This window comes from Aromatoleum aromaticum EbN1 (assembly GCF_000025965.1).
GTDB lineage: Bacteria > Pseudomonadota > Gammaproteobacteria > Burkholderiales > Rhodocyclaceae > Aromatoleum > Aromatoleum aromaticum.
On the sequence record NC_006513.1, the window covers coordinates 3653320 to 3667746 of the forward strand.

At 65.5% G+C, this 14427-nt stretch carries 17 protein-coding genes; 11 read left to right on the plus strand and 6 right to left on the minus strand.

Features of this window, described 5'->3' with window-relative positions:
• Positions 1 to 3: 3 nt before the first annotated feature.
• The 3 genes from kdsA (at position 4) to ftsB (ending at position 2629) form a co-directional block, all read left to right on the plus strand.
• Positions 4 to 843, plus strand: a complete 840-nt coding sequence (gene kdsA / locus EBN1_RS17485; RefSeq protein WP_011239303.1) for a 3-deoxy-8-phosphooctulonate synthase — start codon at positions 4 to 6, stop codon at positions 841 to 843.
• Between the two features lie 66 nt (positions 844 to 909).
• Complete coding sequence (gene eno, locus EBN1_RS17490; RefSeq protein WP_011239304.1) at positions 910 to 2199, plus strand: phosphopyruvate hydratase; 1290 nt, start codon at positions 910 to 912, stop codon at positions 2197 to 2199.
• 154 nt (positions 2200 to 2353) lie between these two features.
• Entirely contained in the window at positions 2354 to 2629 is a 276-nt protein-coding gene (ftsB, locus tag EBN1_RS17495) for a cell division protein FtsB (protein WP_011239305.1), read from the plus strand.
• 81 nt (positions 2630 to 2710) lie between these two features.
• Here the strand turns inward: ftsB and EBN1_RS17500 are convergent, their stop codons facing one another.
• The 4 genes from EBN1_RS17500 to EBN1_RS17515 form a co-directional block, all read right to left on the minus strand.
• The gene (locus EBN1_RS17500; RefSeq protein ID WP_011239306.1) at positions 2711 to 3250 is read right to left on the minus strand and encodes a C40 family peptidase; all 540 of its coding nucleotides are present in this window, start codon (positions 3248 to 3250) and stop codon (positions 2711 to 2713) included.
• Between the two features lie 99 nt (positions 3251 to 3349).
• Positions 3350 to 3703: an MliC family protein gene (locus EBN1_RS17505; protein ID WP_011239307.1), complete on the minus strand. Its 354-nt coding sequence runs from the start codon at positions 3701 to 3703 to the stop codon at positions 3350 to 3352.
• A gap of 10 nt (positions 3704 to 3713) precedes the next feature.
• Positions 3714 to 4421, minus strand: coding sequence for an SIMPL domain-containing protein (locus EBN1_RS17510; protein WP_011239308.1), 708 nt, complete (start codon positions 4419 to 4421; stop codon positions 3714 to 3716).
• Positions 4422 to 4680: 259 nt separating this feature from the next.
• Entirely contained in the window at positions 4681 to 5223 is a 543-nt protein-coding gene (locus tag EBN1_RS17515; protein ID WP_011239309.1) for a gamma carbonic anhydrase family protein, read from the minus strand.
• A 99-nt stretch (positions 5224 to 5322) separates the two neighbouring features.
• Here EBN1_RS17515 and EBN1_RS17520 point away from each other — a divergent pair, with 99 nt between their 5' ends.
• The 4 genes from EBN1_RS17520 (at position 5323) to EBN1_RS17535 (ending at position 8562) form a co-directional block, all read left to right on the plus strand.
• Entirely contained in the window at positions 5323 to 6168 is an 846-nt protein-coding gene (locus EBN1_RS17520; protein WP_011239310.1) for a 23S rRNA (adenine(2030)-N(6))-methyltransferase RlmJ, read from the plus strand.
• Positions 6165 to 6521 carry a nucleotide pyrophosphohydrolase gene (locus tag EBN1_RS17525; RefSeq protein ID WP_011239311.1) on the plus strand — a complete coding sequence of 119 codons (357 nt, stop codon included), beginning with the start codon at positions 6165 to 6167 and terminating at the stop codon, positions 6519 to 6521. Before EBN1_RS17520 ends, EBN1_RS17525 begins: the two co-directional genes overlap by 4 nt.
• A gap of 89 nt (positions 6522 to 6610) precedes the next feature.
• On the plus strand, positions 6611 to 8194 hold the full coding sequence (locus EBN1_RS17530; RefSeq protein WP_011239312.1) for an inorganic phosphate transporter: 1584 nt from the start codon (positions 6611 to 6613) through the stop codon (positions 8192 to 8194).
• 38 nt (positions 8195 to 8232) lie between these two features.
• Positions 8233 to 8562 carry a DUF3301 domain-containing protein gene (locus EBN1_RS17535; protein ID WP_011239313.1) on the plus strand — a complete coding sequence of 110 codons (330 nt, stop codon included), beginning with the start codon at positions 8233 to 8235 and terminating at the stop codon, positions 8560 to 8562.
• 25 nt (positions 8563 to 8587) lie between these two features.
• Here EBN1_RS17535 and folE read toward each other — a convergent pair whose 3' ends face one another.
• Both folE and EBN1_RS17545 read right to left on the minus strand, forming a co-directional pair.
• Positions 8588 to 9238, minus strand: coding sequence for a GTP cyclohydrolase I FolE (gene folE, locus EBN1_RS17540; RefSeq protein ID WP_011239314.1), 651 nt, complete (start codon positions 9236 to 9238; stop codon positions 8588 to 8590).
• A 125-nt stretch (positions 9239 to 9363) separates the two neighbouring features.
• Positions 9364 to 10356 carry a serine/threonine protein kinase gene (locus EBN1_RS17545; RefSeq protein ID WP_011239315.1) on the minus strand — a complete coding sequence of 331 codons (993 nt, stop codon included), beginning with the start codon at positions 10354 to 10356 and terminating at the stop codon, positions 9364 to 9366.
• Between the two features lie 171 nt (positions 10357 to 10527).
• Between EBN1_RS17545 and EBN1_RS17550 the strand changes: the two genes are divergently transcribed.
• From EBN1_RS17550 to paeA, 4 genes are all read left to right on the plus strand, one after another.
• Positions 10528 to 11316 carry a hypothetical protein gene (locus EBN1_RS17550; RefSeq protein ID WP_041646554.1) on the plus strand — a complete coding sequence of 263 codons (789 nt, stop codon included), beginning with the start codon at positions 10528 to 10530 and terminating at the stop codon, positions 11314 to 11316.
• Between the two features lie 14 nt (positions 11317 to 11330).
• Positions 11331 to 11870 (plus strand): YaeQ family protein, encoded by a 540-nt coding sequence (locus tag EBN1_RS17555; RefSeq protein ID WP_011239317.1) that lies wholly within the window; start codon positions 11331 to 11333, stop codon positions 11868 to 11870.
• A gap of 137 nt (positions 11871 to 12007) precedes the next feature.
• A complete protein-coding gene (locus EBN1_RS17560; protein ID WP_011239318.1) occupies positions 12008 to 13021 on the plus strand; it encodes a hypothetical protein in 1014 nt (337 codons plus the stop codon).
• 90 nt (positions 13022 to 13111) lie between these two features.
• A complete protein-coding gene (gene paeA, locus EBN1_RS17565) occupies positions 13112 to 14410 on the plus strand; it encodes a polyamine export protein PaeA (protein WP_011239319.1) in 1299 nt (432 codons plus the stop codon).
• Positions 14411 to 14427 lie beyond the last annotated feature (17 nt).

Here is a 14427-nt window from a genome sequence, read left to right on the forward strand (position 1 = left end):
GGCATGAAACTTTGCGGATTCGAGGCGGGCCTCGACAAGCCGTTCTTCCTGATCGCGGGGCCGTGCGTCATCGAATCGCGCGACATGGCTTTCGAGACCGCCGGTGCGCTGAAGGAAATCTGCGTCGAGCTCGGCATCCCGTTCATCTACAAGTCGTCGTACGACAAGGCCAACCGCAGCTCGGGCAAGTCGTACCGTGGCATGGGGATGGAAAAAGGCCTGGAGATTCTCGCCGACGTGAAGAAGCAGCTCGGCGTGCCCGTGCTCACCGACGTGCACGCGATCGACGAGATCCCGGCGGTTGCGGCGGCTGTCGACGTGCTGCAGACGCCAGCCTTCCTGTGCCGGCAGACCGACTTCATCCACGCCGTCGCGGCTTCCGGCCGTCCGGTGAACATCAAGAAAGGTCAGTTCCTCGCGCCCGGCGACATGAAGAACGTCGTCGACAAGGCACGCGAAGCCAACGGCGGCGCCGACACAATCATGGTCTGCGAGCGCGGCGCGTCGTTCGGCTACAACAACCTCGTGTCCGACATGCGCAGCCTCGCGATCATGCGCGAGACCGGCTGCCCGGTCGTGTTCGACGCGACGCATTCGGTGCAGTTGCCTGGCGGGCAGGGCACGGCATCCGGGGGCCAGCGCGAATTCGTGCCGGTGCTGGCGCGCGCGGCCGTCGCGGTGGGCATCGCCGGCCTCTTCATGGAAAGCCACCCCGATCCGGCGAAAGCGCTGTCGGACGGCCCGAACGCGTGGCCGCTGCCGAAGATGAAAGCGCTACTCGCAACGCTCAAGGAAATCGACGCGCTGGTGAAAGCGCACGGTTTCATGGAGATGGCCGGCTGAGCTTCGCCGCGCACTGCAGAACCCCGCTCCAAAGTTTTCGATTCCACAAGAACGAGAGGAAAAACCATGAGTGCAATTGTCGATATCATTGCCCGCGAAATTCTTGATTCCCGCGGCAACCCCACGGTGGAAGCCGATGTCCTGCTCGAATCGGGCGTCATGGGCCGGGCCGCGGTGCCGTCGGGCGCCTCGACCGGATCGCGCGAGGCGATCGAGCTGCGCGACGGCGATGCCGCGCGCTATCTCGGCAAGGGTGTGTTGCAGGCGGTCGAGAACGTCAACACCGAGATTTCCGAAACGCTGATCGGCCTCGACGCCGAAGAGCAGGCTTTCATCGACCGCACGCTGATCGAACTCGACGGCACCGAGAACAAGTCGCGCCTTGGTGCGAACGCGACGCTCGCCGTGTCGATGGCCATCGCGAAAGCCGCCGCGGAAGAGGCCGGCCTGCCGTTGTATCGCTACTTCGGCGGCTCCGGCCCGATGGCGATGCCGGTGCCGATGATGAACGTCATCAACGGTGGCGCGCACGCGAACAACAGCCTCGACATTCAGGAATGCATGATCATGCCGGTGTCGATGACGAGCTTCCGCGAAGCGCTGCGCTGCGGCGCCGAAATCTTCCATCACCTGAAGAAGCTCACCGACAAGAAAGGCTATCCGACGACGGTCGGCGACGAAGGCGGTTTCGCGCCGAACGTCGGCGGCACCGAAGAAGCGCTGAACATGATCCAGGACGCGATCGCCGCTGCCGGCTACGAGCCGGGCCGCGACGTGCTGCTCGCGCTCGACTGCGCCGCGTCGGAGTTCTACAAGGACGGCCAGTACGTGCTCGCGGGCGAAGGGCTGACGCTCTCCTCCGAAGGCTTCGCCGACTACCTGGCGACGCTCGCCGACCGCTTCCCGATCGTCTCGATCGAGGACGGCATGGCCGAGAACGACTGGGCCGGCTGGAAGACGCTGACCGACAAGCTCGGCCGCCGCCTGCAACTTGTCGGCGACGATCTCTTCGTGACGAACACCAGGATCCTCGAACAGGGCATCGACCAGGGCGTCGCGAACTCGATCCTCATCAAGATCAACCAGATCGGCACGCTGTCGGAGACCTTCGCCGCCGTCGAGATGGCCAAGCGCGCCGGCTATACCGCGGTGATTTCGCATCGCTCGGGCGAAACCGAGGATTCGACGATCGCCGACATCGCCGTCGGCCTGAACGCGATGCAGATCAAGACCGGTTCGCTGTCGCGCTCGGATCGCATCTCGAAGTACAACCAGCTGTTGCGCATCGAGGAAGATCTCGGCGATACCGTCAGCTACCCGGGGCGCCGCGCATTCTACAATTTGCGGGTGCGCTGAGCGCGAGCCCGGACGGCGGGCGTTTCGGTGTCCGCTGCATGACACATGACCCGGGCCGGCGCTCATCCGCCGGCCCCGTTTTTTCAACTCCGATGAATAACGTTGTCCTGCCTGCGCGGATCCGCAGGCAGGCTTTTCGGCAAGACCTTCGAATATGCGTTGGCCCTTGATCGTTCTCGCCGTGCTGGTGATCGTCCTGCAGTATCCGCTTTGGCTCGGCAAAGGCGGCTGGCTGCGCGTGTGGGACGTGGATCGCCAGTTGCAGGCACAGCGTGAAACCAACCAGCGCCTCGAGCAGCGCAACGCGGGACTCGAGGCGGAAGTGCGCGACCTGAAGTCGGGCAACGAAGCGGTCGAGGAGCGTGCGCGCTTCGAGCTCGGTCTGACGAAACCGGACGAGATCTTCGTCCACACCCCGCGCAAGCCGTGATCGAGTCGGTTGCGCCGATTCCCGCCCGCGGGTCATCTCCGACCTGACTGACGCCTCGCTGTCGTGTCCTGAGGCGTTCAGTCAGTTTGCCGCGACCAGTCTGCGCGCGCCGTCGATCCGGCTCCTGAAATACGGGTTGTCCAGCAGTTCGATGCGGACACGCCCGCGGCTCGACGGAGCATGAACGAATCGGCCGTCGCCGAGATAGATTCCCATGTGGGAATGGCGCTGGTTGCGCGTGTTGAAGAATACGAGATCCCCGGCCTGTAACGCGGGAATGGGAATCGGGCGAGTCAGCTGCGCGATCTGCGCCGCGTTGTGAGGCAGGCGGCGGCCGCTGATCTGCTCGACGATGTAGCTCACCATGCCGCTGCAATCGAGCCCGGCTTCCGGGTTGCGGCCGCCGAAGCGGTAGCCGGTGTCGAGCAGGCCGAGGGCGAAGATCACCATCTCTTGCGAATGGAGGGGATCATCGAGCGAGAAATAGCTGCCGTTTTCGCGACTGGGCGCTGAATCGGTCTCCACGTCGGGGCCGCCCGTGGGGAGGCTGCTGCATGCGGCGAGCAGTGCGGTCGCGAGGACGGCGAGGAGTCCGGCCGAAGCCGGTCGGCGAGCGGGCACGACGGGAATTCCTGATCGGTTTGACGAAAGATATTCGACGCGTCGCCTGCCCGTCCACAGGAAGCGCCGATTTTGGGTGGCCGCCGCTTCCCAGGGCACTCAGAGGCGCTGGTTCTGTGCCCTGCAATCGACGCTGGTCGTCCACCCGGGGCGTTCGAGCTGCGCTTCCGCTCCCTCCAGGTGAAACACCATGTGGCCGTCGGAATATTTTTCGCCCGACGCCGCTGGTTGAACGGCCAGCGCGAAGACTCCCGCTCCCGTGCGCAGGCGGATGTGGTCGCGCAGGTATTCGACGGTGAAGCGTTCGCCGCTGGGACAGGCGTAGCCGACGACGCGCGAGGCGTCGCGGGTGTAGGCAGTGCTCGCGAGCATGCCGGTAGCACCGGTCAATGCGACCAGCAAAGCGACGCGGATTTTCAGATTTGCTGCCCCGGGGCGCGGAAGGTTCGTCATGGAGTTCGGCTTACTCGCTCAGTTCTATCGTGCCGCTGACCGTCACGGCAATTTCGCTTTCGCCCGCTTCGATCGGCACGGGTGCGGCCTCTGCGGCGAAGGCGGTGGTTTTCATCAGCGGCCGGACCGGCGGCGATTCTCCGCCATAGCCGATCGACAGGTGGCGGATGCGATATGGCTTGCCGAGCGTTGCCGCGACTGCCTCGGCGCGCGCCTGGAAAGCCCGGATCGCGTCGCCTGCCGCCAGGTCCGCGACGCTCCTGCGGGTTTCGGGCGCCGGTTGCATCGCGAGGCCGGACAGCGCGAGCTTCCCCTGGAGCTTGCCGAGCAGCTCGGACAGCGCAGGCAGGTCGCGGCTCTCGAGCTGGATTTCGGAGCGCATCCTCCAGCCTTCGATCTTCCGGCCTTCCTTGCCATAGACCGGGAAAGTGCTCGTGCCGGAACTCCTGGCCTTGACCGTGGGGTAAAGGCGCACCTGTTCGAGAGCCGCGGCGATCACCGCATTGACCTGCGTCGCCAGCGGTGCGGGATCCGCGCCGTCCGCTTCGAAATACAGGTTTGCAATCGCCAGGTCGTTCGGCGCCGTCCGGCTGGCGTCGGCCGAGAGGTCGACTGTCGGGACGGCTCGTTCGGCATGGGCGGTTGCAGAGGGTGAAGCGGCGAACATGACGAGCGCGAGCGGCAGGGCGAGGAAGCGTCGGATTGCGCGATATGCCATGGATGTAGCAACAATCGAATGGAATGAAGGGCGGGTCAACTTCGCGCCAAGGGCGGAAGCGCTCAGGCGCGCAGTGTACAGACCATTTTCTACCCTTGGCGGGCGGACGTGTAATCCCTTGTAAGTATCCGCGCAATACGGGAGGGCAGGATGTTTTCACGCCCAGCCGGAACCCGGCGGCGTGGCCGCGCCCGGATACAGAGTCAGCGTTGCCGGTAGCGGCGGACCAGTGTACGCGCCGTGCGGTGCAATGAGAGCGTTACTTCACCGGTTTCAACGGATTGATGTGGCGCGACTCCGCCGCATACATCTGTGCATTCGCCACGTAGTTCGCCGCATTCGTGCGCAGTCCGGCGATGTCGTCGTCCGACAGTTCGCGGATGATGCGCCCTGGCGAGCCGACGACGAGCGAGCGGTCGGGAATCACCTTGCCTTCCGGGATCAGCGCATTCGCACCGACGATGCAGTCTTTGCCGATCACGGCATGGTTGAGCACGACCGCATTGATGCCGATCAGCGAGCCGTCGCCGACCGTGCAGCCGTGCAGCATCGCCATGTGGCCGACGGTCACGTTCGAGCCGATCGTCAGCGGCACGCCGTCGTCGTTGTGCAGGATCGAGCCGTCCTGGATGTTCGTGTTGTCGCCGATCACGATCGGGTCATTGTCGCCGCGGATCACGACGTTGTACCAGATGCTCACATTGCGGCCAGCATGCACCTGGCCGATTACCGTTGCGTTGTCTGCAACCCAGCAGCCTTCGCCAAAATCGGGAACGCGTTCGCCGAGGGCGTATATCGCCATTCTTCACTCTCCATCGGAACCGGTCGTCCAAGGGCCGGCAGCCCGCAATGATAACAGGTGGTGTTAGCATTCGCCGCTCAGTCAGATCGCGCCGTCTTCATGCTCAGTTATCGCCACGCCTTTCATGCCGGCAATCACGCCGACGTTCTCAAGCACTTCGTGCTGATCGAACTCCTGCGCTACTTCAACCGCAAGGAGAAACCGTGGTGGTACGTCGATACGCACGCGGGCGCCGGCTGCTATGCGCTCGACAGCGAGCAGGCGGGGAAGAACGCCGAATTCGCGAGCGGAATCGGCCGGTTGTGGCAGCGGGACGACCTGCCGGACGCAATGCGCCCGTATCTCGACGCGCTGGCCCAGTTCAACCCGCACGGCAGGCTGACCTTCTATCCCGGTTCGCCGGCGCTGGCGATGACGCAGTTGCGCGAACAGGACCGCATGCGGCTGTTCGAGCTGCATCCGGCCGATGTCGCGCTGCTCGGGCAGACGTTCGCGCGCGACGTCCAGCGCGTCCAGGTGCGCAAGGCGGACGGTTTTTCGGCATTGCGCGGCCTGCTGCCGCCGCCGTCGCGCCGCGTCGTCGTGTTGATCGACCCGCCGTACGAAGTCAAGGAGGATTACCGCCGCGTCGTGGACACCTTGGCCGACGCGATCAAGCGCTTCCCGGCCGGGACCTACGCGGTCTGGTATCCGCTGCTCGCGCGTACCGAGGCACGTCAGTTGCCCGCACGCCTCGCGGGGCTCGGCGCCGAAAACTGGCTCGACGTGCGCCTCGCGGTGAAAAAACCGCCGCGCGACGGTTTCGGCATGTTCGGCAGCGGGCTGTACGTCGTCAATCCCCCCTGGGTGCTGCCGCAAACGCTGGAGGCAGTGATGCCGTGGCTCGCGGACGTGCTGGGAGAGGACGGCGAGGGGGGGTTCGATCTGGAGCATCACATCGAATGAGCGAACACGACACGCTGCTTGCGCTGCGTGACGCGCTGCGGGCTTTTGCGGCCGAGCGCGACTGGGAGCGCTTTCATACGCCGAAAAACCTCGCGATGGCGCTGGCGGGGGAGGCCGGGGAGGTCATCGAGCATTTCCAGTGGCTCAGCGCCGATGAATCGGCGAATCTGCCCGAAGAGCGGCGCGCCGAAGTGGCGCTCGAACTGGCGGACGTGCTGCTGTATCTGGTCCGGCTCGCGGACGTCCTCGACATCGACCTCGGCGAGGCGGCACAACGCAAGCTCGCGCTCAACGCGGTGCGCTATCCTGCCGACAAGGCGCGCGGACGTTCGGATAAATACGACAAATTGTGACCTTTGCGGCGCAAATCCCGTGCGTGGCGATTGGGGCAGGGAACCATTTCTGAAACAATACCGATCTTTTTGATTACGGAATTCAGCACGTGGAGTTTCAACACATCAGCGAGATCGAGCGGGCGACCCGGAAAGGCCGGGCGGAGCTGTTTCGTCTCGGAACAGGCCTGATTTTCATCGTCGGCGGGATGTTGTACGCCGCGATGATCGGACAGGGCGAAGGTGGCGTCATGCTGGCTGCGGCAGCCGCGGTCGGCTGCTACATGGCGATGAACATCGGCGCCAACGACGTCGCGAACAACGTCGGGCCGGCAGTCGGATCGAAGGCGCTGACGCTGGGCGGCGCGCTCGTGATCGCGGCGATCTTCGAGGCGGCTGGCGCGCTGATCGCCGGTGGCGAAGTGGTCAATACGATACGCAGCGGAATCATCGACCCGGCCAGGATCTCGGACCCGGATACTTTCGTCTGGGTCATGATGTCGGCGCTGCTCGCCGGCGCGTTGTGGCTCAACATTGCGACCGCAGTCGGCGCGCCGGTGTCGACGACCCACTCGATCGTCGGCGCGGTGCTCGGCGCCGGCATCGCGGCGAGCGGAATGGAGATCGCCAACTGGGGCGAGGTGGGGCGGATCGTCGTCAGCTGGGTGGTCTCGCCGCTGATGGGCGGAATCGTCGCGGCGGCGTTTCTCTACCTGATCAAGCGCAGCATCACGTACCAGCACGACATGGTCGCGGCCGCTACCCGCATGGTGCCGTACCTGGTCGCGCTGATGGCGTGGGCGTTCGGCACCTATTTGATGCTGAAAGGATTGAAGCAGCTGTGGAAGGTCGATTTCCTGACCGCTGTGCTGATCGGCTTCGGCTTTGCCGTTGCGGTGCTGTTCCTGGTCCGGCCGCTCGTCGCCCGCCGTGCACAGTCGATTGCGAACTCGAAGCAGAGTGTGAACCGGCTTTTCACTGCGCCGCTGATCTTTGCCGCTGCGCTGTTGAGCTTCGCCCATGGCTCGAACGACGTTGCGAACGCGGTCGGCCCGCTCGCGGCGATCGTTGACGTCCTCGCCTCCGGTGCAACCGAGATTTCGCGCTCGGCGCCGATTCCGCTGTGGGTGATGTTGATGGGGGCGCTGGGTATCTCGGTCGGCCTCGCGCTGTTCGGTCCGAAAGTCATCAAGACCGTGGGCTCGGAAATCACCGAGCTCGACCAGATGCGTGCGTACTGCATCGCGATGGCGGCGACGATCACGGTGATCATCGCGAGTCAGCTCGGGCTGCCGGTGAGTTCCACGCATATCGCGGTGGGCGGCGTGTTCGGCGTGGGCTTCCTGCGCGAGTACCTGAAGAGCAACTATGCGCGCATGGTTGCCGACATCAAGGCGCATCACCCCGAAGGCGACCAGGCCGCCATCGATGCGTTCCTCGCCAGGTTCGCAGTCGCGCCGATCGACGAGAAGGGCCAGATGCTGCGCGAACTGAAGGCCAAGGCCAAGCAGCGACTCGATCCTGCCCACTTCTCGAAGATGGAGCGCAAGGGCCTGCGCAAGGTGTATCGCAAGGAGCTGGTCAAGCGCTCGCAGCTGATGCGCATCGCCGCCGCCTGGGTAATCACCGTCCCCGCGTCGGCGCTAATGGCGGGGCTCCTGTTCTTCATGATGCGCGGCATGATGCTCGGCTGACCGGCACGTCGCGCCGCTGCCGTCGTCCCTATCCCGCCATGTCCTCCTTCGAACTCGCCGCGCTGATCCTGCTGTGCCTGCTCGGCTGGTTCTGGCTCGACAGCATCAAGGTGCGCGAGCTGGGCGTACAGGCGGCGCGCAGCGCGTGCCGACGCGAAGGGGTGCAGTTCCTCGACGAGACGGTGTCGATCAGCGCGCTGCGGCTCGCCCGCGATGCGGACGGTCGCGTGCGGCTGCGGCGCGTCTATGACTTCGAGTTTTCCGCTTCCGGCGACGACCGGCAACGCGGTTCGGTGATGCTGCTCGGCAACGAAGTCACGATGCTCGATATCGGCTCCCGACGCCCGGCGGAGTTCACCCGCCACTGAACCGCCCGGGCCGCGCCTCGCCGCCTCAACGGCCGGAGGTGCGGCCCGAGATCGCGTGCAGGAATTCGCCGCGCAGGTGCTCGCGCGTCTCGAATTCGCCGGCGAACGCCTGCGTCACGACCCGTTCGTCGCCGCGGCGGTCCTCGCCGAGCAGCAGGCACAGTTGCTCGGCCTCGACGATGCAGGCTGCTCCTCGTGCATGGCCGTGCCGCAGCAGCGCGTCCGCGATGTCCCGCGTCATCCATTCCTGGTAAGTGAAGCGATGCCCGATCGCGTCGACGAGGCGGGCAATACGTCCGAAGCCGTGCAGCCGGCCACCGGGCAGGTAGGCGACGTGCGCCACGCCGCGGAATGGCACGAGGTGGTGCGGGCACACGCCATGCACGGCGATGCCACGTATCACCACCATGTCGGTCCGATCGTCGTCGAAACCGTCGCCGAGCGCCTCCGCGGGGTCCATGTCGTAGCCGCCGAGCAGCCGGCGCTGCCAGAGTTCGCGTACGCGGGTGGAGGTTTTTCCGGTATGTATCGCGTCCGGGGCGACGCCGCACGCGCGCAGCAGGTCATTGACGGCCCGTTCGAACGCGGCCGGATCGAAGCTCCCGCTACGGGGGATGCCGATCCCGGCGGCGGAGGGCGGCTGAGGATGCTGGTGCTGGTCGTGAATGTCCGACATGTGGGATGTACCCCGGCGGCTGGGCTAGACATGATACGCCCGTCGACGATCGCAGCGCCAAACCCGCTCGGGCGACGAATACCGGATCGGAGAACATCTGCAGGTGCCGCGGAAAACCGGATCTGTCATGTCGACCAGAGCGGTCGCTCATCCATCAGCGGGATCTGCTCGCGCAGTTCCAGGATGCGGTCCTGCCAGTAGCGCTGCGTGTTGAACCACGGGAAAGCCGCGGGAAACGCGGGATCGTCCCAGCGGCGGGCGATCCAGGCTGAATAGTGGATCAGCCGCAGCGTGCGCAGCGCCTCGATCAGATGCAGTTCGCGCAGCGAAAAATCGTGAAAGTCTTCGTAGCCGGCGAGCACGTCGCCGAGCTGGCGGCTCATGTCCTCGCGTGTGCCCGACAGCAGCATCCACAGGTCCTGTACCGCCGGGCCCATGCGGCTGTCGTCGAAGTCGACGAACTGCGGGCCGGGTGTCGATGGCGACTCGCTCCACAGCACGTTGCCGCCATGGCAGTCGCCGTGCAGCCGGATCGGGGTGAACGCCCCTGCGCGGTCGAAGCAGCGTCGCACGCCGTCGAGCGCCTGCTCGACGGTGCTGCGCCACGCCGGCAGCAGATCGTCCGGAATGAAGCCGTTGGCGAGCAGCCAGTCGCGCGGTTCTTCGCCGAAACTTGCGATGTCGAGCGTCGGCCGCGCGTGGTACGGCGCCAATGCGCCGACGGCGTGGATGCGGCCGAGGAAGCGGCCCATCCATTCGAGGGTTGCGGCATCGGAGAGCTCCGGCGCGCGTCCGCCGACGCGCGGAAACACGGCGAAGCGCAGGTCCGCGTGATGATGCAGCGTCGCATTGCGCAGCACGAGGGGGGCGACGACGGGGATCTCGCGCTCGGCCAGTTCGGCGACGAAACGGTGTTCCTCGCCGATCGCCTCGTCCGGCCAGCGCCCCGGCCGGTAGAACTTCACGACCACCATCGGGCCGTCTTCGATGCCGGCCTGATAGACCCGGTTCTCGTAGCTGTTGAGCGTGAGCAGACGTCCGTCGGGCATCAACCCGACGCTGTCGAGCGCGTCGAGGATCCGGTCCGGAGTGAGATTTTCGAACGGCGGTGTGGCCATGGGGTCGGCAGGCCTTCGGGCGAGGGATGACTGTTCATTTTCGCAGGAAACGGGCAGGGCACAAGGGCGAAGGCGTTTTCCGGTGTCCGCCCGCGCCGCATCCTTGCCCCGTGGCATTTGCCGGACGCAGTCGCGGGCCTCACAATGGCGCCCTTTTCCCGGACCTCGCGCATGCATCCCGACCCATCCGCTTCTCCCTCGCCCATTCCGCCCGACGCGCTCGCGGCGCTCGCCCGGCCGGAAGTGCAAAAACTGGCCGCGCGGATGGCGCAGGACGGATTCTCGCAAGCTTTCCGGCTGACGCTCGACAAAGATAACGAGGGGCGCGTGCGGGGCATCGAGGTGCTCGCGTCGGCGTTGCGCAACTGGGGCAGCGCGGACCAGAGCGCGGACACCTGCAGCCTGCGCCTCGCGCTGGTCGTCGCGGGGCTCGACCAGTGGGGCGTCGCGTACAGCCAGGCCTTCGGACTGGCGGCGATCCCCGGCTTGTCCGAACTCGTCGGGGCGCTGCGCACCGGCCTCGATCCGCAGCAGGAGGCGCGTTTTCACCAGCAGTTCGCCGCGATCGACGCGGCAGAGGGCAACGCGATCGACTTCAAGATCGAATTGCGCCGCGGCATCCATCTCGCGTTGTGGCACGCGATGATCGCCGGCGACGAGCGCGAGCAGGCGAAAGCGATCCTCGCCCACCTCGCAGGCATGATGTTGGCGTTGATCCGGGCGATGCCGGAGCTCGGCTGGCGGCTCGTCGCGGACGCGCTCGCGCATATCCAGATCCGCTGCCTCGCCGAGGGCCTCGCCGCGGACGGGCTGGCGCGGGAAATGAACGAGGCGTTGTTCGCGGCGCTTTCCGCCGGACTGCCGGCGCCGCAGCGCGACCGCATCATGGCCCACTCGGCGCAGGCCGTGCTCGCCTGGCAACAGGCGCGGCGCACCCCGCCCGCCGGCCCCGTGCACTGACCGGGGGCCAGACGATGGCGCTGAAGGCAACGATTTTCAAAGTCGAATTGACGATTGCGGACATGGACCGCAATTACTACGCCGATCACAGTTTCACGATCGCCCGCCACCCGTCGGAAACCGGCGAGCGAATGATGGTGCGCATCCTCGCGTTCGCGCTGTATGCCGATCCGGCGCTCGCGTTCGGCAAGGGCTTGTGCGTCGATGACGAGCCGGATCTGTGGCAGCGGGATCTGACCGGCGCGATCGAGCGCTGGATCGACGTCGGCCAGCCCGACGAAAAGTGGATCCGGAAAGCCTGCGGACGGGCGCGCGAAACGGTCGTCGTCAGCTACGGCCGGGCGGCGGACATCTGGTGGAACGGCGTGCGCGACAAGCTCGCGCGGCAGTCGAACCTGACGGTATGGAACCTCCCCCCCGACGTGGCGCCCGCGCTCGCCGCGCTGACCGCGCGCAGCATGCGGCTGCAATGCACGCTGCAGGACGGCCAGGTATGGATCACCGACGGCCGGCAGACGGTACTCGTCGAGCCGGCGCGCAGGATGGGCGCGTGAGGATGCCCGCTGTGCAGGGATCGCGACGGCTCCTGGCCGGCTGAACCGGATGGTTTCCACCTGCCGCCCGAATTCACCGGGACTCCACCTTCGGCCTTCCTTCGTGGTATTTTGAATGCATGCGAAGGAGAATCGTCATGAGGCCCTGCTTCCTGCTGCTCCCGCTCATCGGATATGCCGCCCTGGTGCCCGCCGCCGGCCCCGGCGATCCTGCCCTGTCTCCCGATGCCGCCGCGCCGCCCCTGGCCGTCGATACGCAGGACGCCCGTTCTGCGACGGGAACGCCAGTCGAGGAGGAGGGCGCGATGGAGCAGGGCCGGGAGGGGGTGCGCACGATCACGGAAGGCGTCGCGCGCACTGTCGATGGCTGGTTCGGCGACATCCCGTTCGAGAAGGGCGGAAAAGTGTCCGGCAGCGTCCGCTTCGATTTTCTCGCGCGACAGGACGAAGGCCTGGAGAACAACTTCCGTTTTCGCGTCCGGGTCGACCTGCCGAACGTCAAGCGGCTCGGCTATGTCTTCATCGGCCAGGATAACGAGCAGGACGTCATCACCGACCAGCCGGAAACGTTCAGGCGTCAGCACCAGCTGCTGTCCGAAAGCCGCCGCGACGACCAGTCGTTCTTCGCCGGCGTGGGCTATGCATTGCGTGAGTTCCTCGAGTTCCGCGCGGGTTTTCGCGGCGGCGTCGACGACGTGTATGCGCAGGCGCGCTACAAGAAGTTGTGGCGTTTCTCCGATCGGGACGTGTTCGGTCTGCGCGAGACGATTTTCTGGCGCTCGGACGACGGCTTCGGCTCGACGCTCGCGCTCAATTACGACCATGCCTATTCGCCATCCTGGTCTTTCCGCTGGCAGGCGGTCGGCACAATCTCGGAGGACACGTCCGGGCTGAGGTGGGGGAACAGCTTCGGGATGTTCAAGGCGTACCCGAATCTGCGCGAATCTGCACTCGAAGTGCTCGTCAACGGCGAGACGGGCCAGCGGGTGGACGTCGGCGAATACGGCCTCCGTGCGACGTGGCGGCAGCCGATCTACCGCGACTGGACGTTCATCGAGCTGAGCGCCGGCCACTTCTGGCCACAGGACGACGACGATCCCGAGCGCAGGCGCAGCTGGGCAGCGGGACTTATGGTCGAAGCGTTGTTCTGAGACTGCTTTCCGCGACCCTTCCCCGGCCGGAGCGGGCCGCAGCGGCGCCATGGAACAGGGGCGGTGACGACGGCTTCGAGGGGGCGGTACGTGAGTGTCACGAACCAGATTCTTGTCATTGCGCTGCTGATCGGAATCAGCGCGTTCTTTTCGATCGCGGAAATTTCGCTCGCGGCCTCGCGCAAGATCAAGTTGCGCCTGATGGCGCAGCAGGGCAATCCGGTCGCCGAGCGCGTGCTCGCGCTGCAGGAGAACCCGGGCCATTTTTTCACCGTGGTGCAGATCGGGCAGAACGCAGTGGCGATCCTCGGCGGTATCGTCGGCGAATCGACGCTGTCGCCGGCAGTCGCGCAACTGATCGGCGTGTTGTACGAAGGGCCGATGCTCGAATCGGTGAGCTTCGTGCTGTCGTTCGTCATCGTCACTTCGCTCTTCGTGCTGTTCTCCGATCTCGTGCCCAAGCGCCTCGGCATGACTTCACCCGAGCGTGTCGCGATCGCGGTCGTCGCGCCGATGCGTTTCTGCGTGCTCGCGTTCGCGCCGCTGGTGTGGTTTTTCGACGGCCTCGCGAATGCGCTGTTTCGCTTGTTCAAGCTGCCGAACGTGCGCACCGAGAACATCACCTCCGCCGAGATCGTCGCGATGGTCGACGTCGGTGCGCAGACCGGCGCGCTGCTCAAACAGGAGCGCCAGTTGATCGTGAACGTCTTCGAGCTCGATTCGCGCACCGTGCCGTCGGCGATGACGAACCGTGAAAGCATCGTCTATTTCACGCTGAACGAGACCGAGGACAGCATCCGCGCCAAGCTCGTGGCGCAGACGCATGCGAAATTCCCGGTGTGCGACAGCACCATCGATACGGTCGTCGGCTACGTGGACTCGAAGGACATTTTCGCGCGCATCCTCTCCGGCCAGAAGCTGTCGCTGCGCGCCGACCCGGTGGTGCGCAACGCCCTGGTGATTCCCGACACGCTGACGCTGTTCGAGGCGCTGGAGCGCTTTCGCGCCGCGCGCGAGGACTTCGCGATGATCGTCAACGAATATGCGCTGATCGTCGGCCTGCTGACGCTGCAGGACATCATGAACACGGTCATGGGCGAACTCGGCAGCGCGTTCCAGGAGGAGCTGATCGTCAAGCGCGACGAGGGTTCGTGGCTGATCGACGGCATCACCCCGATCGAGGACGTGATGCAGGCGCTCGACATCGATGAATTCGTCGGCCACGAGAATTACGAGACGATCGCCGGTTTCATGATGTACATGCTGCGCAAGGTGCCGAAGCGGACCGATTCGGTGAGCTATCGCGACTACAAGTTCGAAGTCGTCGACATCGACAATTACCGCATCGACCAGTTGCTGGTCACGCGCGCAGCATCGCTCGAGGACTGACTGCAGCGACGAAGAGT

Bases quoted from the DNA above. Each gene is read 5' to 3' on its own strand.
- kdsA (WP_011239303.1), top strand. From the start codon at position 4: ATGAAACTTTGCGGATTCGAGGCGGGCCTCGACAAGCCGTTCTTCCTG.
- eno (WP_011239304.1), top strand. From the start codon at position 910: ATGAGTGCAATTGTCGATATCATTGCCCGCGAAATTCTTGATTCCCGC.
- ftsB (WP_011239305.1), top strand. From the start codon at position 2,354: ATGCGTTGGCCCTTGATCGTTCTCGCCGTGCTGGTGATCGTCCTGCAG.
- EBN1_RS17505 (WP_011239307.1), bottom strand. From the start codon at position 3,703: ATGACGAACCTTCCGCGCCCCGGGGCAGCAAATCTGAAAATCCGCGTC.
- EBN1_RS17510 (WP_011239308.1), bottom strand. From the start codon at position 4,421: ATGGCATATCGCGCAATCCGACGCTTCCTCGCCCTGCCGCTCGCGCTC.
- EBN1_RS17515 (WP_011239309.1), bottom strand. From the start codon at position 5,223: ATGGCGATATACGCCCTCGGCGAACGCGTTCCCGATTTTGGCGAAGGC.
- EBN1_RS17520 (WP_011239310.1), top strand. From the start codon at position 5,323: ATGCTCAGTTATCGCCACGCCTTTCATGCCGGCAATCACGCCGACGTT.
- EBN1_RS17525 (WP_011239311.1), top strand. From the start codon at position 6,165: ATGAGCGAACACGACACGCTGCTTGCGCTGCGTGACGCGCTGCGGGCT.
- EBN1_RS17535 (WP_011239313.1), top strand. From the start codon at position 8,233: ATGTCCTCCTTCGAACTCGCCGCGCTGATCCTGCTGTGCCTGCTCGGC.
- folE (WP_011239314.1), bottom strand. From the start codon at position 9,238: ATGTCGGACATTCACGACCAGCACCAGCATCCTCAGCCGCCCTCCGCC.
- EBN1_RS17545 (WP_011239315.1), bottom strand. From the start codon at position 10,356: ATGGCCACACCGCCGTTCGAAAATCTCACTCCGGACCGGATCCTCGAC.
- EBN1_RS17550 (WP_041646554.1), top strand. From the start codon at position 10,528: ATGCATCCCGACCCATCCGCTTCTCCCTCGCCCATTCCGCCCGACGCG.
- EBN1_RS17555 (WP_011239317.1), top strand. From the start codon at position 11,331: ATGGCGCTGAAGGCAACGATTTTCAAAGTCGAATTGACGATTGCGGAC.
- EBN1_RS17560 (WP_011239318.1), top strand. From the start codon at position 12,008: ATGAGGCCCTGCTTCCTGCTGCTCCCGCTCATCGGATATGCCGCCCTG.